Source organism: Enterococcus sp. DIV1307a (assembly GCF_050537425.1).
Lineage (GTDB): Bacteria > Bacillota > Bacilli > Lactobacillales > Enterococcaceae > Enterococcus > Enterococcus faecalis.
On the sequence record NZ_CP172914.1, the window covers coordinates 2,459,944 to 2,484,732 of the forward strand.

A 24,789-nucleotide genomic window follows, 5' to 3' on the forward strand; every position below is an offset into this window, starting at 1 on the left:
CATTATAACAGAGATAAAATTTTTATGCCTCCAATGAAGAAAAAGCAGAACTTCTATACGTTCTGCTTTTTCTTCATTTTGTTATTTGCCAATACCTTTATCTTTAATCTCAGCTTTTTGCCCGGTGCCATCTACTAAGCCAAAAATAATCTTCGCTTGGTCTGTATTATCAATTTGTCCTGAAAAAGCTTCTGCTTGTGGGCCATAAGCATAGACATTTACATCTTCTCCTGTGTGTCCGCCAGTAGTCCAACCAGTATTCGAACGTTCATCAAAAATCTTTCTTAATGCCTGAGCGATTTTTTCAACATCTTTTGACTCCGCCGCTGTTTTCACTGCTTTCAATTCAGCCTCACTTAATTGAAAATCAATATACTCAGTCACTGTTTTTTCCACATTACCATTTTTAATAATTTCTTCTGCCATAAAATCAGGCGTGCGTTTTGCCGCATGTAAAGGCTCCGTCAACCAGTTGTATTGATCTCCTTTGCCTAAAGACAAGCCCCCTGTTGAATGATCTGCAGTTGTAACCACCAATGTTTCACCATCTTTTTTGGCAAAATCGATGGCCTTTTCAAACGCCGCTTCGAAGTCTTGCATTTCGCTCATCGCGCCAACAATATCATTGCTATGCCCGGCCCAATCAATTTGACTACCTTCAACCATTAAAAAGAAACCTTTTTCATTTTTATCTAACCGTTGAAGAGCCGCTTCTGTCATATCAGCTAATGAAGGGACCTCTTCCGTTCGGTCAATCATTTTAGGTAGCCCGCCTGGTGCAAACAAGCCTAAAATTTTGTCGTCTTGGTTTTCATTTAACGACTTTTTGTCTGTGACATGACCATAACCCGCTTGGGAAAATTCTTTGACTAAATCACGATCTTTCCGGGCAAATAATTCGGAGCCGCCGCCAAGTAACACATCGACTTTATGTTGTCCGTCGATTTGATCATCAAAATAGTCATCAGCGATTTCTGCCATATTTTTGCGTGAAACATTATGTGCGCCATATGCAGCAGGGGTTGCATGTGTTATTTCAGATGTTGCTACAAGCCCCGTTGATTTCCCCACTTTTTTCGCACGTTCCAGCACTGTTTCTGTTTTGGACTTGTCATTATCGAGCGCAATAGCATTATTGTAGGTTTTCACTCCAGCAGCCATCGCTGTCGCTGCGGACGCTGAATCGGTGACATTCTCTTCTTCATCTTCTGGATAAGTGGCTTGTTGCCCAACTAAATAGGTATCAAAAGCTGTTTGGGGAACACGCTTGTCTGAGTGATTGGCTTTGAAATAGCGATAGCCCGTTGTATACGGATTCCCCATGCCATCTCCAATCATAAAAATAACATTTTTTACTGGTGCTTTTTCGGATTCAGTTGCCTTCGCTTCAGCAACCTCTGTTTGTTTTTCGCCGCTTTTTTGTTCAGATAAATTTGTACAACCCGCTAATGTTGTGAATGTTAATAAGGTAACCCCTAGCAAAGCTCTTTTCTTCATTTCCTTGTTTCCTCCTTCATATCTACCCATACATTGACTATAACAAGTCTTAGTTGATTTCTGATAAATAACAAGTAAACAAAGTGTTAAGTTGTTGTATTGCTTCTGTTAAGTTCCTTATTTGTCGCGTCTTGCTGCTCTTTTTTCGGCTTCTTTGCGTAATTGTTTCTGCGCTTTTTTTGAGCCGCGTTCAATATCTTTGAGTTTCTTTCGTTCATGGAAATCTGTAAATAAACTTTCTAAATCATAGTCTTGCGGATATAGATCTTGTGCTTTCGCTTGTAATTTCAACCGTCTTCGTGGTACATTTTCGATTTTATCATTCACAAATACTTGGATTTCTTGTTCACCCTCATCTGTAAAAACCAACCCAATTTGTTGTGTTTCTGTCAATAGGACACGATCACCTTTTTGATAACGGTGTGTTTCTTCTACAAACGTGGCAAAGGTCGTTTCTTTTGCTTTCAGGGGTTTAAATAGACTTCGATTAGTAGGGTATTCTTTCCGCTGAATATAATGAGCCGCCTTTTCAATGAGCTGTGGCTCCATCTTCATTTTACGTGCAATCCAAAGAGCCTGACTATCGCCAACTTCACCAATTTTCAATTGATATTTGGGCGTTAATGTTTCACGATCGAAGGCCATTGCGGCGGGCACAAAATCGTCATGCTCTTGGGCAAAACGTTTAATTTCACCATAATGGGTCGTTGCAACTACCAAGGCCCCCTTTTGATACATCGTTTCCATGATAGCAATCGCTAAGCCAGCTCCTTCGTTCGGCTCGGTTCCACTGCCAATTTCATCTAATAAAACAAGCGTGTGTCGCTTAACGTTACGCAACATTTCCGCAATATTTTTCATGTGCCCAGAAAAAGTGCTTAACGCATTTTCCAGATTTTGCTGATCACCAATATCGACAAAAATTTCATCTAATACTGGAATCTCTGTGCCCGCTTGTGCTGGAATTTGCAACCCAAATTGTGTCATGACAGTCAATAAGCCAACTGTTTTCAAGACAACCGTTTTACCACCAGCATTGGCACCTGTAATGACAAGTCCTCGATACTCTGCTCCTAAAGAAAACGTCAATGGTACTGCGTGTTCTAATAAAAGAGGGTGTTTTCCTTGAACAATGCGCAAGCGTTCTTCTTTGTTTACTTTTGGCGTAATCCCACCAATTTCGCGACTATACTTTCCTCGTGCAAAAATAATATCTAAGGTGGTCATTGTATCGACGGCTTGATCGACAAGTCGTTCTTGCTCATTGATTAACCCTGTTAGTTCTGCCAAAATTTGATATTCTTCCGCTGTTTCTTCCGCTTTTAAGAGTGTCAATTGTTCATTTAATTTACTAATTGCTACAGGTTCAATAAAGACCGTTTGTCCTTTATTGGATTGCTCAATGATTGTGCCTGAAACCTTATTTTTATAGCTAGCTTTGATTGGTACCGTGTAATGTTCCCCTTTTTTCACCATCATATTTTCTTGAATATACAGTTGATTATTTTTATTACGTAAAAATTTGGTGACTTTTGTTTCAATTTCTTGTTGGCATTCATTGATTTGACGCCGGATTTTCCGAAGTTGTCGAGAAGCATCGGTGGCAACTTTTTGGTTATGGATTTTCGTATAAATTTGTTCTTCAATTGCTCTGAAATCAGCTAAGTGCTGACTGTAACTAAATAGGCGTGGTGTTTGGTATTGATTTTTTTCAAAAAACTTCTGGATTCGCTGACTACTTCTTAAAAAGTCAGCCACCTCAATCAATTCGTTTGGTGTAAGGATTAAGCCTTTTTTCACTTGTTGAAGCAAGCGGGTAATTTGGCTCAAGCCCATGAAAGGGACGTGTTGTCCGCTATCAATAATTAAGCGGGCCTCGGTTGTTTCCGTTAAGCGGGACTGCACTGTTTCTAAACGTGTTGCAGGGACCATTTTCGCCAACCGTTCTTTACTATACTCGCCAATCGCACGTGTTTGAACTTCTTTAAGAATTGTTGTAAATTGTAATTTTTGAATGGTTTCATGATTCATTTGTTTTTTCTTCCTTTCTATCGCGAAAAGAATACCTGGCGCCTTTAAATAAAAACCAGTTTCTACAGAAAAAAGAGGACAGCGTTCTACCGCTGTCCTCTTTATCATTGGATAAAGGTTACTAAAGAAACCTCTTCTAAAGGAGGTATTTAGTAAATGAGATGACTGACAGGTATCACTTTCTAAGCACACCAAATAAACCTTGCTTGGTTCACTGGTTATTCAACTTATCAATTAGATACCTACGACACTCACCAAAATACCCCACATTCATTTGTTGGTTTTTATTTATTCTCCACTTGAGAGTAGCAAATCTGGCGAAGAAAGTCAAATAAAGATTGGCCCTTTACTTATTCAATGTGTTTTTCATCATGGTTAGTAACGTTTTCACGTCTTCTGTTCTAGTGTCCCCTGTTTCTTGATCGATAATTGAGCTGTAGACATGAGGAATGATTTTTTTAACGCCGGCATCCACCGCAATTTGAACAATTTCTTCAAAGTTTTCTAAATCAATGCCCCCTGTTGGTTCTAAATAAAAGTCATACTTGGCACAAGCTGCTGCTACTGCTTGGTATTCTTCTTTGTGAGCCAAGCCTTTCATCGGGAAATATTTAATGGAACTGCCCCCCATGTCTTTCAACAATTTGATGGCGGTTTCGATAGGCACTTCCGCCGCTGGCGCACCCGAGCTTAACGGACCTGTCGCAATGTTGACATAGCCAACTTTGCCTGTGGGTGAAACCAAGCCATTAATCACTGTTTCGTCTTGACGAAGTAAGGCCCGCGAAGCGCCGACACCTGTGAAGACTTGGTTCACGTGTTGCGGTTGTAGAACTTCTGATAAGCGAGCCACCATTTGACTTTGATTAGGATCGCCAGCCCCTAAGCCGACAGATAAAGCGTTGTTGGTTGCTGCTTGGTATTTTTTCATATCGTCAATGGCTGCTTCATCGGTTTCATAGTTTTTTGAAAGGACGCCTAACACAACATGCCCTTCTGCTGCTTCATAACAGGCTTGGGCATTTTCTACTGAATTGGCTAAGACGTTTAAACAAATGCGTTCTTCTAAATAATTAGGTTTTAATGACATGGCTTATTTCTCCTTTGTGTCCATAATTTCTTGTAATCGTTGCACGATTTTGTTCATTTCTTCTTGATTGACAGAACGAATGTCAAACTCAATGATGCCATTGTTGGCTTGATATTCTCGCGTATAAATGGCTGGACTTTTTGCTTTTAATGCTTGGATGACTTCCTTGGCAGTTTTTCTGCCGTCCACTTTAACACTGGCGCGATAAATGTCTCGGCCAGCGCCATCTTGGACGATTTTGGCGGTTAAATCTGACAAGTTGTTGATGGCTTCAACAAACGGTTTTAAGCGCTCTTGCATCGAAGCCCCTGATTCACTGCCATGTGCCAAGTATTCTTCCACTGCTTGCGTAAAGCCCAAGATATTGTCTTTGCCAATTTTCATTGCTCGACCAATGCCTTTGCCTTGTAGGCGCACCCAGTCAATGTATTCTTTTTTCCCGACCACTAAACCGGCACTTGGCCCTTCAATTGCTTTGGCGCCGCTGTAAATCACCAAATCAGCGCCTGCTTCAGTGTATTTGAAAAGATCTTCTTCTGCTGCCGCGTCAACAATTAGCGGCACCTTGTGGCGTTGCGCCACTTTGGCCGCTTCGGCCACCGTCAGCATACTTTTTTGCACGGTATGGTGGCTTTTGATGTATAGAATGGCCGCTGTTTTTTCAGAAATCATCATTTCCACGTGTTCTGGACTGCACATGTTGGCGTAGCCAGCTTCCACCACTTGGCCGCCGCCTTGCGCTACCATAACTTCTACAGGCGTGCCGTAGTCCACGTTGTGCCCTTTAGGTAAAACAATCTCCCGCTGTTCGATTTTTTCTGTATAAGGATGATACGCGTGGTACAAGCTGCCTTTTCCAATCAAGGCAGCCACCGATTGGGCAATCCCCGCCGAAGCCGAGGAAACGATTTGTGCATCTTCTGCCTTCAACAAGTTGGCTAAAAAGGCCCCTGTTTGTACACTAAGTTCACTCATTTCAAAGAAATGTTCGCCGCCGAATCGTTGAGCTGCTAGGACTGCCTCCGAAACTTTGGAGACACCTAGAATGGTCATTTTCCCAGAAGCATTGATGACTTCTTTTAAGTGGAATTTTTCGTAACTATTCATTATTTTCTCCTTTATAACAAACCAAAGAATGAAGTGACCAAACTAACTAAGACAATCGTGCCGATAATGATACCGTAACGTGGACCTTTTTTTACCATGAAGAAATAAATAGCCAGGACTGCTGCTAAAGGAAGTAACCCTTTCATAATTTGATCTAGGATATCTTGTAAAACAATCGTGGCACCGCCAGTAACTTTAAACGTCATCGGGCTAGCAATTTTAACATAACTCGCACTTAAAGCGCCCATCATCATCATTCCTAAAACATTTGCTGAATAAATGACTTGCTTAATTTTGCCGTCTTTTAACAAACTTAAGATTGAATTACGCCCTAATGTATAGGACTTATTTACTAACGTCCAACTGATGTATAACGTAATGGCTGTGTACAGAACCAACGGACCGATACTTCCAATCACGTTACCTCCTTTAGCCATTGGAATAAAAATGGAAATGATTAACGGCATTAATGCTGCCCAAATAATCGAATCGCCAATCCCAGCCAGCGGACCCATCAGCCCAGTTTTAATCGATGTGATCGCCGTATCAGAGATCGCTGCGCCATTGGATTTTTCTTCCTCCATAGCAATTGCAATCCCTTGAATGGAAGCTCCTACTGTTCCTTCAGTATTAAAAAAATTCAAATGACGTTTCAGAGCTTCTCTTTGTTGTTCTTCATCGTCTGCGTAAAGTTTTTTAATTGTAGGAATCATCGATGCACAAAAAACTAAACTTTGAAGACGTTCATAAGAATTTGATAATTCACAGCCTAGTTGATAAATCCAAAAGGCTTTGGATAATTCTTTTTTAGTAATTTTTTTCTGTTCCAATTGTTGTTCATTTGCTTGTGTCATTTGTTCCATTATGCTGCCTCCTCACTCAATGCCTTGTTTCTAACTAAAAAGGCAATACAGATTCCTAAAATAGCGACGGCCATAACTTCTGCGCCAAAATATACTACTGCAACAAAACCGATTAAAAAATAAGGAATCAAATTTTTCTTGCCAATTACCATAATTGTTAAGGCGAAGCCTAACGCTGGTAAAATACCACCCATTACTTCAAAGCCGTGCATCAACCATGCTGGGATAACTTCTAAGACTTTATTCACCACAGATTGACCAAAAAAGTTCGCCGCAAAAACCAACGGAAAGCGAATTAAAAATCCCGCTAAAGCTGGATAAACAAACGCAGCTCGGTAAATCCCCCCATAATTTAACTCTTCTGCATATTTATCAGCCATATGCACCCACGTCGCATTGATGGTCCGCCGTAATTGATCCATAAAGACGCCTAACACACCAAAAGGAACAGCTAGTGCAACAGCCGCCTCGGCATTCATTCCCACACCTAAAGCAATTGGAATCGCAATTGCTGAAGCTAAAGCCGGATCACTAGGCACATTGCCACCCGGTGTGGAGGTGACTCCGAGATAAACAAGTTGAATCCCCGCCCCCACAACCATTGCTTCACTAAGTTTTCCTGTTGCTAAACCAGCCACCAACGCTGCACCTAATGGCTGAGACAGCATGCCTGAAAATGTATACCCAAAACGCAAACGTGCAAACCAATAATAAAGTCCCATAATAATTGAAACACCTAAAACGCCCATATGATTCTCTCCTTTTTCTCTGATTATAGTGATTGATATTTTTCAATTAATTTTTGAATTGGTAGGGGATTTTCTTCGGGAATCGCTTGGAAGAAAACATGAATGCCCTTCGTTAAAAGTTCAGTCAAAATTGCAACATCTTCTTCAGATAAATTGATATTTTTTAAAACATTTTTCCGATTTGGTCCGCCACCTAAGCCACCAACTTGAATCTCCTCTTTAATAATTTCTTGGTCCACCATCGCTTTTAAGGTCGTTAAATCTGGCACTAAAAATAACACCTTTTTCTCTTCCTTTTCTTGCGATTCCCAATATTCTTTGGCACTTTCAATCCCTTTAATTACTACAGAAACCCCTGGAGGCGCCGCCATTAAATAAATACTTTGTAAAAATTCATCTTGCTCTAGTTCATCACTCACTACCAAAATTTCATTTGCACCTGATTGTTGTAACCATTTAGTCACTACTTGTCCATGGATTAAACGACTATCGACTCTTGTTAATACGATTTTTGACATTCTGTTCACCTGTACTTTCTTATTTTGGAATTTCTAAAATTTGACAACTGTCTACTGCTGCTTGTTGAATCATCTCTGCATCTTGTAAACGAAATCCAGGACCACTTTGTTTCATGACGGATTCTAATAATAACGATGTGCATAATCCTGACACGATCAGGAGGTCATAATCTTTTGATAAACGCAATGCAACATTACTAGGTGTGCCCCCTTTAACATCTGTTAAAATTAGCAACTGGTTGTGCCACTTTAATTGGTCAATTTTTTCTGTGACTCGTTCTAAATAATCCCCCAGTGAATCCTCTGCTTGTAATGCTACTTCATGTACATTTGTGACTTCTCCAACGATCATCTGGACGCTTTTGACTAATTCCAAGCCCCAACCATTGTGTGTTAAAAGTAAAATTGGTTCATTTTCCATAAACAAACTCCTTTGCTAATTAATCATTTTATTAAAAGCAATAAGTGTGCCAACTTTCATTTCCGTTTGAATTAAGCCTTTTCAAAGAGCAATTCATAAATATAGCGCACTTCCAAAGGTGGAATCAACAGATTATAGGACACTTCAAGCGGTCGAAACGCCATTTTTATGACAGATACTGCTTCTGGCAACTCTCGATATGACACTTCATAAGCTGTCGGGTCATATTCTGGATTCAACAATTGCCGTTCTAACATACAGGCACAATGAATGATAAAACGAAGTAAAATCTTTTCGTCACTTTTTATTTTAGTTTGTAAGCAAATATCTGAATAAATCTTAGCTAATTCGATCGAAATGGTTGTAGGATTCAAAACCGTTAGTAAGTCTGTAATAGCTTCGATTGATAATCCTTGAATATATTTAGCTGAAACTTTTTTTAGTAACTCTTGGTTTTGTTTTTCTTCTAAATGATGGCCTAATAATTCGAAAACTAGCTGAATGCCCCGCTTCGATAGTAAATCTTGTAAAGAAATAAACGGAATATCTGGCACTTCTGTCTTTACGGTGCCAATGATGCCAACGATTTTCTCTTCTTTCCGAACAAAAGAATGCAAGCGATCAATGTCTTCCACTTCTCTTTTCTCTAAAGTAATGATGCGTACATTCGTTAGTAATTCATTGGGAAAAGTTTTTAGTAACAACTGTTCAATTTTAATAGCAGTCCCCATGCCAGTTAGACAGGAAATAATGAGAACTTTTGCCTCGTTGAAGCGACCTTTACTGCAAATCAAGGCGCGATGATTTTTTTCTTTTAAGACTGGTAATAGATACTCAAACGCCGTCGATTCATAAATGACTTCTCGGGCCACTTCTAGCAATGTTAAGAGATTGATATTGCTAATTAGCAGCACTTCCATTTGAAACGTTTGACTGATAGCATTACCAAAGTAAACCAAGGAACCGATGTCCACCATTAAAATAATTTTTTTATACTGATTTTGCTTCACAATTGTACGGACTTTTTCTAATGTTTCTTCCACTGATTGATTAATTGGCATATCAACTGCACGCATGACCGTTGTTGAGAACAGAAGGTTGGTGTACTCAACCATGCTGCTAGCCGTCGCGGCACCATGTGCAACGACGATAACGCCACAGTTTTCTTCAACTGAGTGCGCTCTTTTTTTAGCTGTGACTTTACGAATAAATAGATCAAAAAAGAGGATTTCCGTATCAGCAAAAGAAATCCCAAACAACGTTTGTAGAAAGTCCACCATGGTCTTAGCAGCTTGATACTGGGTTACTTTGCCAGAATAGATATTTTTGGTATCTGAATAAAATGTTTCATTCATTTGTGCAGAATAAAAAACAGCAGAATAAAGGTGGACAATTAAAATATTCTGGAAATCCTCTGTCAATTTTTCTTGGATTAATTGTTCAAAAAAGACAATGGCTTCTTGAATTTTTGGCTGCAATGTTTCGTCAATGGCCTCTATGGCTAGCGGTTCTTGAGCAAAAATATCCATATCATAAAGTTGCTCGACTTTGTTTTGCATGATTGCTAGCGCATCCTCTGTCGAAAGAGTTAATTTTTTCAAATCCGCATATTCTTTCAATAGAAAATTATAAAAACGATCATTTTTCAGACTTTCCGATTTGAGTAACTCTTGACTGCTTAAATAAAAATGGTTGTATTGAATCGTGAGGCCATCGTTAGGTATCCACTCATTAAAAGCCAGCAGACTTTCTACATCAGGTTGCTCTTTGACTGTTCCCTCGTTTGCTTCAATGCAAATAGTTTCCGTTAATTGATCGAACACTTCTAAATAGGCTTGTGCGCTCATAAATTGAATCGCCGCTTTCAATTCGCCAACGTTGGCTTCAAAATGAGTAAACGTTAATTGTTTCAACGCCTCATAACGAATATGGATATTCTTTTGAATCCGTTGACTTTCTTCTAAGAAAAAGGACAAAATCAATTGAATTTTTTCTTTCAAAGAGCGCTCGGCTAAAGCTGGAATGGCTAATGTCACAGGGATCCTTCTTAAAAACGTTTTCAAAAAATGTTGATTGACTGCTTCGGTTGTTGCAAAAATAAATTTTATCGATACATTTCTTTGTTTTTCGGCTTCGCCCATCCGTGTAAAATACCCTTTATCCAAAACTGTAAACAATTTTTCTTGGCCTTCGCTCGTTAATCGATGGACTTCATCTAAAAATAAAAAACCGCCATCTGCCAACTCCACTAAGCCTTTTTGGTCATTGACGGCACCAGTAAAACTGCCTTTTTTATAGCCAAACAGATGCGAAGTTAATAATTCTGGATTGTTGAAATATTCTGCACAATTAAAATAAATAAACGGAACTTCTTGGTTCATTTTAACTTGATAAAATTGGTGTAATTGTTCCGCAATTAAGGTTTTCCCCACCCCAGATTCTCCAGTAAGTAAAATATTCAAGCCATTAGGCGGATATAAAATAGCGGCTTTCAACTTCTTGATGGCGTCTGCTAAGCTCCCATCAAAACCAATTACGTTCGCAAATGGATTCATTTTCAGTAGCTGCTTTTTCTTATGTATCTGTTCTGTCTGTTGATAAATGTCCTCTTGCAGCGAAGCGAGGGAATCGTAGCACGTGCTACTTTTAAAAAAAGGAAACTGTTCCTCTAAGTAGTCTTTATCAAAAAATAACACTGGTCTAGATTTAACTTTAACGACTTGGTCTTTTCTCACTAATTCTGAAAGCTCTTCACTAACAGCGGTTCGGGTATAGCCAGAGGCCTGACTTAATTGCGAAGCCGTTGCGGGCAACAAGGTTGCTTTGCTACTTGGATTTTGTACGTGAAACTGTTTTAACGCTTGATGAATATTATCAATTCTCATAGTCTTTTCCCCATTTCTTTTTTGATCCAAAAGTTAATTTATTATACATTAAAACGGAAGCGGTTTCTTATTTACCATAAAAAAAATCAAGTCTTTAACCAAAAGATTAAAGACTTGATTTTTATTCTCCGTATTGTACAAGTTGTGTATTTTCACAATGAAAGTCCAAGAAATCTTGGATTTTTTTACCATTGAAGTAGTTATCAATGACTCGCATAACCGCATTGTGGCAAACAAATAAGTAAGTTTCCTCTGAAGCCAAGGCTTCCTCAATCAAGGGATAAATTCGACCCGCGACATCTAGGACTGATTCCCCTTCTGGAAACGGCAAGGAAATCTCAGAACGATTTTCTTGGAAAGCCGTTGTTTCAATCGGTTCACCATCATAAATGCCAAAATTCATCTCAATTAAACGAGGTTCTGTTTCAATCGTCAATTGATTTCGTTCCGCAATTTTACGTGCTGTTTCTTGCGCCCGTTTTAAAGGCGACGCCAGTAAACGGTCGATTTGAATTCCTTGTTTGGCAATTTTTTCAGCTACCAATTCCGCTTGTTGATAGCCTTTTTCGGTCAATTGCGCTTCCGCATGACCACAAATTCTACGGGCCACATTATAATCTGTTTCACCATGTCTCACTACGTACAGCATTTTTCCACCTCAGTTTTTTGTCTTGTGTCTATTTTATCTGAAATTTGGTCACAATAACACCCTATTTAGCGGTAACTTTCTGGTAATTTAAATTTTCCTTCTTGCTCAAACTGTTCGCCTACTTGGAATAAGAGATCTTCACGTCCACGAGCAGCCAGCAATTGAATACCTAAGGGTAACCCCGTTGCCGTAACATGTGTGGGCAAGCTGATGGCTGGTTGTCCTGTCAAGTTCGCTAGTTGAGTATATGGTGTTAGCTGTAAACTTTTATCAAAATAATCATAGATTAATTCAGCTAACTCTGCTTCTGTTAATTCTGCTGCTTGCGCCATTCGTTGACGAATGTGCTCACTTTGCAAATCTTCGTTAATTTTTGGTGCTGAAAAAGCCGTTGTTGGTGATAAAAACAGATCAAATTTTTGAAAAAGTTCTTCCATCGTTACTGCTGCTTGATCCCACAACTGTAATGAATGAACATAGGTGGCTGCTGGAATCTTTTGCCCAAATTGATGCATGGTCCATGAAAAAGGTTCGATTTCTTCTTTACGAATTGGGCGCCCGAGCCCCTGTTGAATGCTGTTCATCATCGCTGTAGTTTCTGCGCCGTTCATTTGATAATAGGAGCGAATCAGCGCTGCACCATCGACTGGATAAGAAATTTCAATGATTTCATGGCCAGCGGCTGCCAGAAAATCAGCCGCTTGTTTCGCCGCTTGTGTTGCTTCTGGCGAAATCATTGAGCCGATAGGCGAAGCGGTACACAGAGCAATTTTTAGCCGTTGTTTTTTAGTGTGTGTTTGCCATTCTGCCAAGGGCGCTTGGTATGGGGCGCCACTGTGGCTACCACGTAGGTCATAAAATAATGCTTTGGTGTCTCTCATAGAAATAGTCAACGCAAAGTCAATCGAGGCACCTTGCCAGCCTCGCCAGCCTTCTGGGCCGACAGGCATGGAGCCACGGCTAGGTTTTAAGCCAATTAAGCCACTAAAAGAGGCGGGAATTCGGATGGAGCCACCGCCATCGCTAGCGCCGGCGATAGGAACAATCCCGCTAGCGACAACTGCGGCAGCGCCGCCACTGGAACCGCCTGGCGAATGTTCCAGGTTCCAAGGATTGCGGGCTGGCCCGTAAAGCGCAGGATCCGTAATATTTTTAAAGCCAAACTCTGGGGCGTTGGTTTGTCCTAAGGGCATCAAACCAATCGTTTCTGCTTGTTTGACAAAGTTAGAGGTCGTTGTTGCAGTACTATTTTTAAAAAGTTGCGAGCCGGCCGTTGCCGACCACCCCGCTTTTTCTTGGCCTAACATTTTCAAAGGAAATGGCAAACCAGCAAATAGTGTGTCCTGCTGTTTATTTTTTTGGTAAGTTGCTTCTGCTTCTTGGCTGTCAAAGGTTACAAAGCCATTGATCTTTGGATTTAACTTTTGGACTTTTTTCTCAATATCCTTTAAGAGTTCTGTGTGACTTACTTTCTGTTCTTTTAATTGTTGTACCCAATATAGTCCGTCTTTCATACAGACCCACCTCCTATACTATTCAGTATTAGTATAGCATGGTTTTTAGGGGTCATCCTGTGATGGTGATTTTCATTCGTCAAGTGCTTCTCTATTTTAAGTAAATAATTCGCCAATGTAAGGAAGCAACTGCGGATGCAGTTTGTAGCCTTTATACCGTGTATTTTGGATACCTTGTTTTTTAAAGCCCCCTACTTGAATTTTTTTATTTAATTTTGTCAGCTGTTTGGTCATTTTTTTTCGATTATTGGCTGTTTCTTCTGTGTCATATATTAATTTACAAAGGCGTTCCATTGGTAAGTGTTCTTTTGGCGTACTATACAAGACAGCCAGTAGTGCACGTTCTGCGGCTGTTAGCTTTATCCCCTCTACATCTAACTTTTCATCTTCTCGTTGGATGGGTTTATTTAATTCTGCCAAAAGGAGATTTTCTCTTAATGTATCCAAAGTCGCATCCAATCGTAACCAATTGAGAATGCCATATTGATAGCTAATGCTCAATTCTTCCGAGGTAGGAATGTCTTCCGAGCGAAGAAACAACGGCGTTTTAACTCTGGCTAATTCCTTTAGATATAAATATTGTTCTTTGCGAGGAATCGTTTCGCTGAGAATGATGGCATCAAATTTTCGATAAAACAAATGACTTTCCTTAATTTCACCAATCAGACACGTCGTACAAAAAACTTGGTGATCTAAATGCTGTAAGCGGTTTTGAAAAGCAGTTTCTGATAAAATATTTTTTGTGATGACCATTATTTTCATTCTTGATTCCTCCTTAATTCTTTTTTGGTTCAAAATTTTCTCAATTCTCGTGTTTTGTTTTGATATATTTAGTATACTGGAATTTTTTCGAATTAAAATTTAGAAATTTACAATCAAATCAGTCATTAACAGTCATTCCTGTAATCCCCGATTTATAAAGGATTTCCAATAGTCTTATTTAAAAAATATTTGTTATTTAATCCTCAACATGCTATTTTTTTAATTTTTTCTTTTTTTATTTAGCTAACAAACATCAAAAGGTTGGTAGCTAATATCAACCTTTTGACGTTTGTTAGCTATTTTCTCTTGAAATCTTTGGATTTTTTTCTACTTTTACTAAAAAAAACAGCCAAAAGTGGCTGTTTCTTTGCTATTTATATTTATTTCATAATATCGATTAAGTCTTTTTTTGAAGCGGCCGAGGCAGGGAAATAGCTAAATACAACCCCGATAAAGACAGAAATCCCGATGGCTAATGTAACCGTCATTAAATCTGGACGAACAGAAAACGGTAGTGCCATTGAGGCTAAGTAGGCAATAATCATTCCTAAAAGATAACCAGTAATTCCGCCGATTAAGGTCAAGGCAATTCCTTCTGTTAAGAATTGCTTTTTAATATCACTGGCTGTCCCGCCCAATGCACGGCGGATACCAATTTCCTTAATCCGTTCTGAGACCGAAATGTACATCATATTCATAACGCCGACCCCAGCAATTACCAGTGAAATAGCCGCAATTGCGGAAATAAACAAGGTTAAATTATTTAATAAAGAGCCCATTTCTTTGATGGTATCTTTAACATTATATTCTTGATACGTCCCGCTGTTTTTCATGGTTCCTTGTTGAGAGAGAGTTTTTATTGTTTCTTTCAATACTTGATCTGGTTGGTAGCCAGGTGCTACTGTTAGCTTCAACGTAGATGTATCTTTTAGCTTGCCGAAATAATGTTCATAGGTCTTTTTGGGAAAATAAAGCAATGAGTCATCATTACCTGGACCAATGGCACCGCTGGTATTGGTTGTCACGCCAACAATGGTAAAAAGTTGATCTTTATATGGAAAAGTTCGATTAACTGCTGCAGTCGGGTCTTGGTAGAGTTCTTTGGCAACCAGTTCATCCACCACCACTGTTTTATCCAGTTTTGCATTGTCTCCATCATTCAGTTGGCGTCCCGCCAACAATTCTTTGGTGGTTTTGTCGGCAAGTTCATAGGTTACAGAAAGATTTTTCGGTCCTGCTTGAAAATTCAGTGTACCTTTTTGGGCGCCATCAACTTCTCTTTGATCAAAATCAATTTTTTCTACGCCAGGAACCATGCGCACGACCCCTAAATCATTGTCGGTAAACATCGCTTGGTCACTAAACATATCCGAAGTGTTGTAGGCCGAAAAAGAAATCTTTTTCACATTTTCTTTTTGTTTTTCAGCAGATAATTTATCGACCATGTCTTCTTTAAAGCCGTTACCGATAGCCACGATGGTAATCACCGAAGCGATCCCGATAACAATCCCTAGCATCGTTAACAAGCTGCGTCGCTTATTTTTCAAAATGGAACGGAAGGCGGTTTTCCAAATAATTGAACGTTTCATGTCAGCACCTCCTCTAAAATCTTTCCATCACGAACTTTAATCAAACGATTGCAGTATTCAATTGTTTCTTCATCATGTGTCACTAAAATAATGGTGACACCTTCATTGTTTAATTGCTGAAAGAGCGTTAAAATTTCTTCCGATGTTTTACTATCTAAAGCCCCAGTTGGTTCATCTGCAATAATAAAACTTGGCCGATTGACAATCGCACGCGCAATGGCCACACGTTGTTGTTGTCCGCCCGAAAGTTGTTTTGGATGCTTCTTGCCTTTATCTGGCAAGCCGACTTTTGTCAGAACTTCGTGGACACGATCTTTGGCTTCTTTTGGGGTTAACCCACTATATAAAAGAGGCAATTCAATGTTTTCTTCAACTGTTAGTGTTTCAATTAAACTAAAATTCTGAAAGACAAAGCCGACTGCTTCATTTCTAATTCGGGATAGTTCCTTATCAGAAAAGTCGCCAATTTCATGGTCTTCAAATAAATACGTTCCTTCAAACTTTTTATCAATAAAGCCTAGCAAATTAATCAAAGTCGATTTCCCAGAACCAGAAGGACCCATAATCGCTAAAAATTCTCCAGCGTCTACTTGGAGGTTAATATCATCTAACACATGCAGTGTTTCTTCTTCGGAATAATAATATTTATGAATATGGGCTAGCTTAATCATTGGCAGCTACCTGAACATCTTGATTATCTTTTAATTCTTTATTGGGATTGGCAATCACTTGGTCTTTCCAGTTCAAGCCACTTTTGACAACTTTACGACCTAAATTTGTTTCTGTTTCAATCGGTGTTTTTTTCGCTTTGCCCGCTTTGTAAACATAGACAAATTCTTTTTCGCCTTCTTTTTGGATTGCTGCTGTCGGTATAATCATTTGCTTTTGTGGCACAGCGATACTAGTAGACAAGCCTTCTGCCCAAGGAAAATCACCTTCTACTGTAAATTGATAACTCACTACTGGATTGCCTTCATTTTTAGCTATTGGGGTTTGCGCAATGGAAACAATTTTGCCTGGCGCTGATTTGCCTGAACCAACGGTCGTCACTGTTACTTCTTCCCCTGTCTGTAATTTATCGTAATCATATTCGGTTACTTTTCCTTGAATATTTTTCTTTTGTGTTGCAATTTTAATGACTGGTTTGTCGGTACTACTCATGGCACTAGCATCGACAGTGACTTGGCCATCAATTGGTGCTGTAACGACTGTGTTAACTTTGCCACGTGTTTGTTCAAGCGTGTTTGCTGCTCCGACGGCATCACTGTTGGCTAATTGAAGGGCTTGGTTAGCTTGGGCGACTTCACTATTCGCAGCACTAACGGCTTCATTCAATTGCTGAATTTCCGCATTTAGTGTTTCTTTCTCTTCAGCCTCTTTTGCGGTGTTTAATTTTTGCTTGGCTGCAGCAACTTTGTTTAAGGCTTCATTGTATTTTTGAGTGGCTAAGTTAACGTTCTCTTGTGCTTGTTGGACTTGAAGATTGTTCCGATTAACGGCATTCGCTTGTTCTGTTTCTGTGGCTTGGATGTCTGAGTTATTGTACGTTAACAATGGACTATCTTTCTTGACTTCTTTACCATTTTCAACATTTATTTCGGCAATTTTTCCTAAAGAAGGATCAAAGAAAATATCCCGAGTATCTAGAAAACTCACTTGACCATCTAATTTTAATGAGGCCATTTCTGTAATGGTATACGTTGTGTATTCAGGTTCAACTTCTTTTGAAGAAAAAACTGTTTTTGCTCCGATAAATCCGACGACGACCACTGCGGCACCAATACCGAACCACACTTTTTTATTTCGCTTCTTCTGGCCTGACTTTTTCATTTATTTGTTCCTCCTTGATTTCTGTTGACGAGTTTGTCATTTTATTTAGTATATAATGAATAAAAAAACTGGTCCCTTCATCTTCCTATCATTCCTCTTACAGTTTTGACACATCTTTATCTAACAAAAAAACGTTTATCCTGTGTAAAAGGATAAACGTTTTTTGTTATTTTATTGTTCTAATTGACCCAACCAGCCAGATGTACCGCCTAGAACATTGGTTACTTGATACCCTTGTTGACTGAGAAACGCACATGCTTGTGCGGAGCGCGACCCCATTTGACAAATCAGGTAATAGGGTTGTTTTTTATCTAATTGCTGATAATTTTCGGTTAAAGTACTTAAAGGTAAGTTGATGGCCTGGGGGACATGCCCCAGTTGGTATTCCATTTCTTCTCGTACATCAATAATCGGTAATTTTTTTCGTTTTGCTTCCTGATAAAACTCAGGCATGCCAATCGTGTTATACATTTTCTAGTTCCTCCGGTTTTACCATTCGATATAGCGCAAAAGCACCATCTAAATTTTTGGCTGAGATGCCTGCTTGTTTTAGCATCCGTTCTGCAATATAACTACGCAAACCGCTGTGACAACTAACAATGTACTCCGTTGACTTGTCTAATTCCTCCAAACGTTCTCTTAACTCATTTAAAGGAATAGACACAGCATTTTTAAATTGACCATTGGCTCGTTCGGCGGGATTACGGACATCTAATAAAACAGCCCCATTAGCTAATTCGTTGGATAACTCATGCCATTGAACGTTTTCACTCAATCCTTCTACAAGGTTCATCGCTGCATAGCCTAACATGTTCACAGGATCTTTCGCTGAACCAAACGGCGGCGCATAGGTAAACTCTAATTCAGGCAAATCAAAAATAGTTAACTGTCCTTTAATAGCGGTCGCAAGAATATCAATCCGCTTATCTACGCCCTTTGCCCCAATTCCTTGTGCGCCATAAATTTCCCCTGTCGTAGGATGGAAAACTAATTTTAACTGAAGATCTGTTGCGCCAGGATAATACCCCGCATGGTCTTTTCCACTGATATGCACAACATCTGTTGTTAGTCCAGCAGCTTTAGCAGCCCGTTCGCTTAAACCAGTTGAAGCAGCGGTTAAATCAAAGACTCGCACAATGGCGGTCCCAATGCTTCCTTGATTTTTTCTCTCTAACCCAGCAATCACATCCGCTACTTGACGTCCTTGGCGATTGGCAGGAGAAGCTAAAGAAATCAGCGCATCTTCTTGAGTGATTTGTTGTTTCACTACAATAGCATCCCCAACCGCATAAATATCGGGTTGATTCGTTTGATAGCGTTCATCAACAACAATACCGCCACGTAAACCAGTTGCTACACCTGCTTCAACTGCTAAGGTATTTTCTGGTTGGACACCCACCGACAAAATGGTTAAATCAGAAGCTAATGTTTGACCGTCTTCTAAGCGAATCACTTGCCCTTCTTCTTCAAAAGCAACCGCAGATTGTCCCGTAATTACTTGAACATTGTTTTTACTTAATTCAGCTTTGACAAAAGCGGCCATTTCTTCGTCTAATGGCGGTAAAACATGAGGCGCTTTTTCCACGAGAGTGACTTCTAATCCGCGTTTTTGTAAGTTTTCTGCCATTTCCAAGCCAATGAAGCCTGCGCCAATCACGACGGCTCGTTTTGTTTCTGGTGTCAAGGCTGTCATAATTTGATCTAAATCAGGAACATTTCTTAATGAAAAAACATTTTTGGCTTCTGCCAATCCTGTAATTGGTGGCACAAAAGGTTTCGCCCCTGGTGATAAAATTAATTTGTCATAGTGTTCTGTTAAAATTTCTGTTTCATGTTTCACTGTGATCACTTTTTCTATTGGATCAATCGCCACGACTTCATGGTGAGGACGAACATCTAAATTAAACCGTGCCTTTAACGCTTCGGGTGTTTGAACAAGCAGTTGCTCTCTTTCTGCGATTTCGCCAGAAACGTAGTAAGGCAAACCACAGTTTGCAAATGAAACAAAAGGGCCTTTTTCCATGACAACAATTTCAGCATCTTCCATTAAGCGACGTAAACGTGTCGCTGCTGACATACCACCAGCCACGCCTCCGATAATTACAATTTTCATTTATTTTCCTCCTTTAATTTGACCAGACCATTGGGACATCCCACCACGAACGTTAATCACGTGATAGTTTTTTCTCGCTAAAATTTTGGCCGCATTTTTGCTGCGCATGCCGGACTGGCAAATCACATAGACTTCGTTAGCGGATTTGTTGTAGGCGGGAATTTTGTTAAGTGGGACATTAATCGCTTGTGGAATATGCCCTGCGCGGTATTCGCTAGGTGTTCGGACATCTAATAACGTTATCTCTTTAGATAAACGTGACTGCAGTTCTTTTGTTGAAATACTTGGCGTTTTTTTAAACAATTGAAATAACATTTTTTTCTCCTTCTCTTATATACCTTATGGGGTATATTTAACATGAAAAAGTTAGACTTGTCAACTGAAGAGATTTCTGCCATTTTTAGATTCAAAGAAAAGATAGTTGACAAAAATACCTCGTGTAGGTATATTTTAAACCAATCACTACTCTTAAGGAGGGGCAAAATGACTGAAGAAAAAAAGAAAGTGCTGAATCGTTTACGCCGCACAGAAGGTCAAATTCGCGGGATTCAAAAAATGATTGATGAAGAAAAAGAATGTATCGATGTTATCACTCAGTTGAGTGCGGTCCGTTCTAGTATTGATCGCGTAATGGGGATGATTGTTGCGGAAAATTTAAAGCATTGCTTTGAAAATCCTGAAAAAGATCCTAAAGAACAAGAAGAGCGATTAGCACAAGCGATTAATATGATTGTCAAAAAGTAAAACAACGCAAACTTATTCAGCGAAAGATAAGTTTGCGTTGTTTTTTTATTTATTAGACGAATCTGCCCCGCGTTTTTTTAAATTGACAAGCATAAAAAGAATCGTGCCAATTAGTAAAATCACGACGGCGATATAAAAGCCCATGACTTTCGAACCCGTTGTGTCTGAAATTTTCCCAGTTAAAGCTGGGGCAATCACAGATGACATCATGCCGAAAAAGTTAAACACGCCCAAAGTAGTGCCAATTCCAATTTTTGGTGCATTTTCACCTAGCCAAGAAATAATAATCGGTTCTACAGCTAATTTTCCTAAGAACCCATACATAATTAAAGCAATTAATAACAACGTTGCATTACTTACTTGTACAGTTAACAAGAGCATAGCTGTTGCTAAAAATTCTAAAACAACGATGAATTGAACTTTTTTATGCATGTACTTATCCGCCAACCGACTAAAAAATAACGCTCCTGGAATAGAGGCAAATGCGACCAGCGAAGAGGATAATCCTATCGCCGCTCCTTGGAAGCCACGTTCGGTACTTAAAAAATTAGGTAACCAAGTCACAATCATATAATATGCATAACAAGTGCCAAAATATAAAATATACGCAAATAGCATATGTGGCGCAAACAGTTTTTTAAAGGGCACTTTTTCTTTTACCGCTCCGTTATCTTTTTCATCAACAACGGTTGGCTGAATCAAGGCCATGTCTTCTTTATGATTGCGAATAATCACTTGAAAAGCTACTAACATACAAATAATCATAAAGGCGGAAATGTACATCATCACTTGCCAAGGCAATCCTTTTTGGGCAACTAAATAACTAGATAAAATCATTCCTAAACCTGAACCAACTGCTGAACCACTGTTGACAATAGCTGTTGCAAAACTTTTTTTGGCTTGAGGAATGTTTTGCGACGTCAACGAGTAAGCCGAGCCATAGAAAGAACCACATCCTAAGCCTGCCAATAAGCTACCTAAGTAAATTGTTCCAATCGTTTGGGCTTGGGCAATCAGTAATGCTGCCAGCGCAAACAAGATAAAGCCTGGAATTAATACACGTTTTTTCCCAATTTTGTCTACCAAGAAGCCTGCAGGGATCTGCATGACTACGTAACCGAGAAAATAAAAGCTAGAAATGGACCCGAGGGCCGTATCGGAAGCGTTACCATTTAGAGACGCACGAATTTGTGGATAAACAGGAGAAAGCGCGGAACGATAAATCCAGATTGTTACCCAGCCCATACATAGTAAAATAACGATTTTTTTCCAATAAGCCAACGAACTTTTTGTCTTGTCTGTCATTTTCTTTTCCTCCACCAATCATTTTTTTGGTTAACGTTTCACAAGGAACAAAAGCACTACGCTTTTTTACGTAGTGACCTTTGTCCTACCTTCTTTTTTAGTTTAAATACTCAGCCAATGCATGAGTACTACCGCTACCGCCTTCAAATTGATAACCTTGGTGTTTCAATACAGTCTCAAAGGCACTTAAGAAATGCAACACATTGTCTTCCCGACTGCTGTAACCCATATTACCGACCCGCCAAATTTTTCCTTTTAAATCACCGAAGGAAGAGGCAATTTCAACTTTAAAATGATCCAGTAATAAGCTCCGCACTTTTTCACCATCAATTCCTTCTGGAATGACCACAGGAATGACTGTTGGTGTTTTTGTGTCTAACTTCCCGAAAATTTCTAAGCCCATTTTTTGCAGACTTTCAACTAAAATACGATCGTTTTTCCGATGGCGTGCATAGACATTTTCCATGCCTTCTTGAAGTAACAAGCGCAGCCCTTCATGTAGCCCATAAATCATTGTAGTCGCTTCTGTATGGTGATTTAAGCGCTCTGGTCCCCAATATTTTTCTAATTGCGATAAATCCAAGTAGTTACTTTGAATGAACCGTTCATTCCGCGCATCCGCACCAAGTCCTAACTCTTTTTGGTAACGGCCCGCCAGATAATCGGCCACACGTTGGTTGTAGGTAATCAAAGAAAGGCCTGAAGGTACGCTGACACATTTTTGAGTGCCTGCTACCGCAATATCAATCTTCCAATCATCGACCTTTGTTTCGACACCGCCGTAAGTCGCCACCATATCTACTACGAAGAAAATTTCATTTTCCCGACAAAAGGCGCCAATTTGATCCAGCGGTTGCATTTGTGCATTCGCCGTTTCGCCGTGGACCATCGCAACAATTTTTGGTTGATGTTCTTTAATCGCTTCAATCACCGTTGTTTGTTCAAACGGTGCGAGCCAGTCCTTTTCTAAATAAATGACTTCGGCCCGGGCGCGTTCGCAAATTTCACCTAATAAATAAGCAAACCGGCCATACGCAGGCACAAGCACTTTGTCACCTGGCTCAATCAATGCAAATAACCCCGCTTCTAAGCCTGAACGTGACGTGCCATCAATGGCAAAGGCTTGTTGATTCTTTGTGGCAAAAGGTACTTTAATCATTTCCCGAACTTCGTCCATAATCTGTAGAAATTCTGGATCAAATTGCCCTAAAATTGGTTGACCCATTTGACGAAGTACCGATGGATGGGCTTCGACTGGTCCCGGCGTCATGATTGTTCGCCGTACAAAATTTGGTTGTTGATACATAGTAATCCCTCACTTCATTTTTAATTCTTCTCTTTTATTATCTTTGGAAAAACCCAGAAATTCATTGTTCAATTTGCACTATTTTGACTTTGTTTTTTAGACATATTCAATAACTATCTTTTGTACTCCTTTTTATTCTTCGCTATACTATAAAAAAAGGAGGTTGTTGTGATGAAAATATTAGCTGAGGTCTTGGCTTTACCAAGATTTTCTGACTTACAATTATTATCGTCTCACTCAAACTTAACACAGCCCTTGGAAAGTGTAGAAATCACGGAAACACCTGATGTGGCTGATTTTATCCCTAAAAATGTCATGATTTTAACAACGGCAATGATTTATAAAGATGATCAAGAAAAATTGAAACCTTTTATTGACTCGCTAAAACAAGCAGAGTGTACGGCTTTAGGAATCAAAGTTGGGCGGTTCCTTGACGAAATTTCACCAGAAATTGTTGCCTATGCCAGTGCCGTTGATTTGCCCCTGATTAAAATTCCTAGCACACAGCCACTAGGCGGGTTGTTGCATGAAATTGTAGGCTATCTTCGTGATAGCAAAACCGAACAGATGTCTGTAGCATTTGACATCCAAAAGCGTTTTTCAACATTATTAATGCAAGATGTTGATGCTACGCGCTTCATCGCTGAATTTGCGAAAATTTTAAATGCGCCAATTATTTTATTAAGTCCTTGGCAACAGGTGATTGCCCACTCGAATTATTTTTATGGCAATCAAAAATCGGCGGAGTTTTTTATCAAACAATTATCAAAAGACCACTTTCAACAATTGGCACAAGAAAAGAAAATCTTTCGTTTACAGGATGAGCGACAAGAAAACATTCAAGTAGCTGGCTTTCCAATTCGTGTGAACGATTATTTTCCCTATTATTTATTGGTCTTATCTCCTGAACAGATTCCTTATCCTATTTCTGAATTTGCCATTGATCAGGCCATTTTAGTTTTGACTTTTATGTTATTTAAAAACCAGAAAATTGCTGAATCTTTTGAGCATCTCAAAACAGACTTTTTGGACCGCTTGCTTGATACACATCAAGAAGCGCTGAGTAAACATCAAAATTGGTTGGAACTTTGGAAAAATTATCGTTTAATCAACAGCGATTATTATCAATTAGCGATTGTCTACGGCGTGACTAAACCAGAAAATGAAACCCATATTCGTTATCAGCAAGCGGAAGGGCAACTAATTTTCCAATGGCTCAAAGAACAATTACCGGAAATCCTGCCAGATGTCGCCTTGTTTAAATTAAAAAATCAAAATAAAAGTATCTTGATTTTTCAATCTAAGAAAAATGACCATTTGATGATTTTGCAAAACCTCGCTGAACGTTTGCAACAGGCTTTGCCTATTACCATTCGCTTTGCTTTAGGCAATGCTTATGAAAACCTAGAAGATTTGCCTAACTCTTATATTGAAGCTTCCTCGACATTAGAGGCTTCTTTACACGCTCAAAAACCAGCGACTGTGCAATTGTTCCATCCCAAAGGCCTAGCTGGACTTTTTGAAAAGATTGGCACTGAAGATGTTGAATACTTTTGCCAGCAACAATTGAAAGAGTTGGCCTACCCGACGGAACCGACGTTACAAGAATTACGAAAAACCTTGAAAGTTTTTTTAGATTTCAATTGCGAAATTACTAAAACGGCCAACGCTCTTTACCTTCACAGAAACACCATTAAATATCGCATGAATCAATGTGAAAAATTATTAGACACCTCTATTCAAGAGCCTGAGACGAGTTTACTCTTACGGGTAGCGTTGGAACTTTCAGAAAAATAATTAACAGGAAAATAGCCGA

The 24,789-nt window shown here is 39.4% G+C and carries 22 protein-coding genes; 2 read left to right on the forward strand and 20 right to left on the reverse strand.

Features of this window, described 5'->3' with window-relative positions:
* Window positions 1-81: 81 nt before the first annotated feature.
* From IGL90_RS12065 to IGL90_RS12150, 18 genes are all read right to left on the reverse strand, one after another.
* The gene (locus tag IGL90_RS12065) at window positions 82-1,527 is read right to left on the reverse strand and encodes an alkaline phosphatase (protein WP_002381148.1); all 1,446 of its coding nucleotides are present in this window, start codon (window positions 1,525-1,527) and stop codon (window positions 82-84) included.
* A gap of 87 nt (window positions 1,528-1,614) precedes the next feature.
* Window positions 1,615-3,528 carry an endonuclease MutS2 gene (locus IGL90_RS12070; RefSeq protein WP_002355085.1) on the reverse strand — a complete coding sequence of 638 codons (1,914 nt, stop codon included), beginning with the start codon at window positions 3,526-3,528 and terminating at the stop codon, window positions 1,615-1,617.
* Between the two features lie 346 nt (window positions 3,529-3,874).
* A complete protein-coding gene (gene dagF, locus IGL90_RS12075; RefSeq protein ID WP_002361094.1) occupies window positions 3,875-4,618 on the reverse strand; it encodes a 2-dehydro-3-deoxy-phosphogluconate aldolase in 744 nt (247 codons plus the stop codon).
* Between the two features lie 3 nt (window positions 4,619-4,621).
* Entirely contained in the window at window positions 4,622-5,725 is a 1,104-nt protein-coding gene (locus tag IGL90_RS12080; RefSeq protein WP_375368734.1) for a DgaE family pyridoxal phosphate-dependent ammonia lyase, read from the reverse strand.
* Window positions 5,726-5,736: 11 nt separating this feature from the next.
* Window positions 5,737-6,588 (reverse strand): PTS system mannose/fructose/sorbose family transporter subunit IID, encoded by an 852-nt coding sequence (locus IGL90_RS12085; RefSeq protein WP_048737575.1) that lies wholly within the window; start codon window positions 6,586-6,588, stop codon window positions 5,737-5,739.
* Entirely contained in the window at window positions 6,588-7,337 is a 750-nt protein-coding gene (locus IGL90_RS12090) for a PTS mannose/fructose/sorbose/N-acetylgalactosamine transporter subunit IIC (protein WP_002355079.1), read from the reverse strand. The genes IGL90_RS12085 and IGL90_RS12090 overlap by 1 nt, the downstream gene beginning before the upstream one ends.
* Window positions 7,338-7,360: 23 nt before the next feature.
* Window positions 7,361-7,855 (reverse strand): PTS system mannose/fructose/N-acetylgalactosamine-transporter subunit IIB, encoded by a 495-nt coding sequence (locus tag IGL90_RS12095; protein ID WP_002355078.1) that lies wholly within the window; start codon window positions 7,853-7,855, stop codon window positions 7,361-7,363.
* Window positions 7,856-7,874: 19 nt separating this feature from the next.
* Window positions 7,875-8,276, reverse strand: coding sequence for a PTS sugar transporter subunit IIA (locus IGL90_RS12100; protein WP_010827793.1), 402 nt, complete (start codon window positions 8,274-8,276; stop codon window positions 7,875-7,877).
* A gap of 71 nt (window positions 8,277-8,347) precedes the next feature.
* The gene (locus tag IGL90_RS12105) at window positions 8,348-11,161 is read right to left on the reverse strand and encodes a sigma 54-interacting transcriptional regulator (RefSeq protein ID WP_033592976.1); all 2,814 of its coding nucleotides are present in this window, start codon (window positions 11,159-11,161) and stop codon (window positions 8,348-8,350) included.
* Window positions 11,162-11,282: 121 nt separating this feature from the next.
* The gene (locus IGL90_RS12110) at window positions 11,283-11,810 is read right to left on the reverse strand and encodes a histidine phosphatase family protein (RefSeq protein WP_002359138.1); all 528 of its coding nucleotides are present in this window, start codon (window positions 11,808-11,810) and stop codon (window positions 11,283-11,285) included.
* Window positions 11,811-11,875: 65 nt separating this feature from the next.
* Window positions 11,876-13,324, reverse strand: coding sequence for an amidase (locus IGL90_RS12115; protein WP_048737577.1), 1,449 nt, complete (start codon window positions 13,322-13,324; stop codon window positions 11,876-11,878).
* A 96-nt stretch (window positions 13,325-13,420) separates the two neighbouring features.
* Window positions 13,421-14,086, reverse strand: coding sequence for a helix-turn-helix domain-containing protein (locus tag IGL90_RS12120; RefSeq protein WP_002359135.1), 666 nt, complete (start codon window positions 14,084-14,086; stop codon window positions 13,421-13,423).
* 380 nt (window positions 14,087-14,466) lie between these two features.
* The gene (locus IGL90_RS12125) at window positions 14,467-15,675 is read right to left on the reverse strand and encodes an ABC transporter permease (protein WP_010817655.1); all 1,209 of its coding nucleotides are present in this window, start codon (window positions 15,673-15,675) and stop codon (window positions 14,467-14,469) included.
* Window positions 15,672-16,346 carry an ABC transporter ATP-binding protein gene (locus tag IGL90_RS12130; RefSeq protein ID WP_048737579.1) on the reverse strand — a complete coding sequence of 225 codons (675 nt, stop codon included), beginning with the start codon at window positions 16,344-16,346 and terminating at the stop codon, window positions 15,672-15,674. The genes IGL90_RS12125 and IGL90_RS12130 overlap by 4 nt, the downstream gene beginning before the upstream one ends.
* The gene (locus tag IGL90_RS12135; protein ID WP_002361088.1) at window positions 16,339-17,505 is read right to left on the reverse strand and encodes an efflux RND transporter periplasmic adaptor subunit; all 1,167 of its coding nucleotides are present in this window, start codon (window positions 17,503-17,505) and stop codon (window positions 16,339-16,341) included. Before IGL90_RS12135 ends, IGL90_RS12130 begins: the two co-directional genes overlap by 8 nt.
* Before the next feature lie 171 nt (window positions 17,506-17,676).
* Window positions 17,677-17,976: a rhodanese-like domain-containing protein gene (locus tag IGL90_RS12140; RefSeq protein ID WP_010712853.1), complete on the reverse strand. Its 300-nt coding sequence runs from the start codon at window positions 17,974-17,976 to the stop codon at window positions 17,677-17,679.
* Window positions 17,969-19,618: an FAD-dependent oxidoreductase gene (locus tag IGL90_RS12145; protein ID WP_048737581.1), complete on the reverse strand. Its 1,650-nt coding sequence runs from the start codon at window positions 19,616-19,618 to the stop codon at window positions 17,969-17,971. Before IGL90_RS12145 ends, IGL90_RS12140 begins: the two co-directional genes overlap by 8 nt.
* Window positions 19,619-19,933: a rhodanese-like domain-containing protein gene (locus tag IGL90_RS12150; RefSeq protein ID WP_002365287.1), complete on the reverse strand. Its 315-nt coding sequence runs from the start codon at window positions 19,931-19,933 to the stop codon at window positions 19,619-19,621. It lies immediately after the preceding gene.
* 168 nt (window positions 19,934-20,101) lie between these two features.
* Here IGL90_RS12150 and IGL90_RS12155 point away from each other — a divergent pair, with 168 nt between their 5' ends.
* On the forward strand, window positions 20,102-20,362 hold the full coding sequence (locus tag IGL90_RS12155) for a metal-sensitive transcriptional regulator (protein ID WP_002355063.1): 261 nt from the start codon (window positions 20,102-20,104) through the stop codon (window positions 20,360-20,362).
* 45 nt (window positions 20,363-20,407) lie between these two features.
* Here the strand turns inward: IGL90_RS12155 and IGL90_RS12160 are convergent, their stop codons facing one another.
* Complete coding sequence (locus IGL90_RS12160) at window positions 20,408-21,667, reverse strand: MFS transporter (protein ID WP_002368361.1); 1,260 nt, start codon at window positions 21,665-21,667, stop codon at window positions 20,408-20,410.
* A 97-nt stretch (window positions 21,668-21,764) separates the two neighbouring features.
* Entirely contained in the window at window positions 21,765-22,973 is a 1,209-nt protein-coding gene (locus tag IGL90_RS12165; protein ID WP_002355061.1) for a pyridoxal-phosphate-dependent aminotransferase family protein, read from the reverse strand.
* Window positions 22,974-23,144: 171 nt separating this feature from the next.
* On the opposite strand from IGL90_RS12165, the gene IGL90_RS12170 reads away from it, so the two are divergent.
* Entirely contained in the window at window positions 23,145-24,770 is a 1,626-nt protein-coding gene (locus IGL90_RS12170) for a PucR family transcriptional regulator (protein WP_002393997.1), read from the forward strand.
* Window positions 24,771-24,789 lie beyond the last annotated feature (19 nt).

What these genes read in the sequence shown, in the direction of transcription:
- IGL90_RS12065 (WP_002381148.1), bottom strand. Translation starts at nt 1,527, where the DNA reads ATGGGTAGATATGAAGGAGGAAACAAGGAAATGAAGAAAAGAGCTTTG.
- IGL90_RS12070 (WP_002355085.1), bottom strand. Translation starts at nt 3,528, where the DNA reads ATGAATCATGAAACCATTCAAAAATTACAATTTACAACAATTCTTAAA.
- dagF (WP_002361094.1), bottom strand. Translation starts at nt 4,618, where the DNA reads ATGTCATTAAAACCTAATTATTTAGAAGAACGCATTTGTTTAAACGTC.
- IGL90_RS12080 (WP_375368734.1), bottom strand. Translation starts at nt 5,725, where the DNA reads ATGAATAGTTACGAAAAATTCCACTTAAAAGAAGTCATCAATGCTTCT.
- IGL90_RS12085 (WP_048737575.1), bottom strand. Translation starts at nt 6,588, where the DNA reads ATGGAACAAATGACACAAGCAAATGAACAACAATTGGAACAGAAAAAA.
- IGL90_RS12090 (WP_002355079.1), bottom strand. Translation starts at nt 7,337, where the DNA reads ATGGGCGTTTTAGGTGTTTCAATTATTATGGGACTTTATTATTGGTTT.
- IGL90_RS12095 (WP_002355078.1), bottom strand. Translation starts at nt 7,855, where the DNA reads ATGTCAAAAATCGTATTAACAAGAGTCGATAGTCGTTTAATCCATGGA.
- IGL90_RS12100 (WP_010827793.1), bottom strand. Translation starts at nt 8,276, where the DNA reads ATGGAAAATGAACCAATTTTACTTTTAACACACAATGGTTGGGGCTTG.
- IGL90_RS12105 (WP_033592976.1), bottom strand. Translation starts at nt 11,161, where the DNA reads ATGAGAATTGATAATATTCATCAAGCGTTAAAACAGTTTCACGTACAA.
- IGL90_RS12110 (WP_002359138.1), bottom strand. Translation starts at nt 11,810, where the DNA reads ATGCTGTACGTAGTGAGACATGGTGAAACAGATTATAATGTGGCCCGT.
- IGL90_RS12115 (WP_048737577.1), bottom strand. Translation starts at nt 13,324, where the DNA reads ATGAAAGACGGACTATATTGGGTACAACAATTAAAAGAACAGAAAGTA.
- IGL90_RS12120 (WP_002359135.1), bottom strand. Translation starts at nt 14,086, where the DNA reads ATGAAAATAATGGTCATCACAAAAAATATTTTATCAGAAACTGCTTTT.
- IGL90_RS12125 (WP_010817655.1), bottom strand. Translation starts at nt 15,675, where the DNA reads ATGAAACGTTCAATTATTTGGAAAACCGCCTTCCGTTCCATTTTGAAA.
- IGL90_RS12130 (WP_048737579.1), bottom strand. Translation starts at nt 16,346, where the DNA reads ATGATTAAGCTAGCCCATATTCATAAATATTATTATTCCGAAGAAGAA.
- IGL90_RS12135 (WP_002361088.1), bottom strand. Translation starts at nt 17,505, where the DNA reads ATGAAAAAGTCAGGCCAGAAGAAGCGAAATAAAAAAGTGTGGTTCGGT.
- IGL90_RS12140 (WP_010712853.1), bottom strand. Translation starts at nt 17,976, where the DNA reads ATGTATAACACGATTGGCATGCCTGAGTTTTATCAGGAAGCAAAACGA.
- IGL90_RS12145 (WP_048737581.1), bottom strand. Translation starts at nt 19,618, where the DNA reads ATGAAAATTGTAATTATCGGAGGCGTGGCTGGTGGTATGTCAGCAGCG.
- IGL90_RS12150 (WP_002365287.1), bottom strand. Translation starts at nt 19,933, where the DNA reads ATGTTATTTCAATTGTTTAAAAAAACGCCAAGTATTTCAACAAAAGAA.
- IGL90_RS12155 (WP_002355063.1), top strand. Translation starts at nt 20,102, where the DNA reads ATGACTGAAGAAAAAAAGAAAGTGCTGAATCGTTTACGCCGCACAGAA.
- IGL90_RS12160 (WP_002368361.1), bottom strand. Translation starts at nt 21,667, where the DNA reads ATGACAGACAAGACAAAAAGTTCGTTGGCTTATTGGAAAAAAATCGTT.
- IGL90_RS12165 (WP_002355061.1), bottom strand. Translation starts at nt 22,973, where the DNA reads ATGTATCAACAACCAAATTTTGTACGGCGAACAATCATGACGCCGGGA.
- IGL90_RS12170 (WP_002393997.1), top strand. Translation starts at nt 23,145, where the DNA reads ATGAAAATATTAGCTGAGGTCTTGGCTTTACCAAGATTTTCTGACTTA.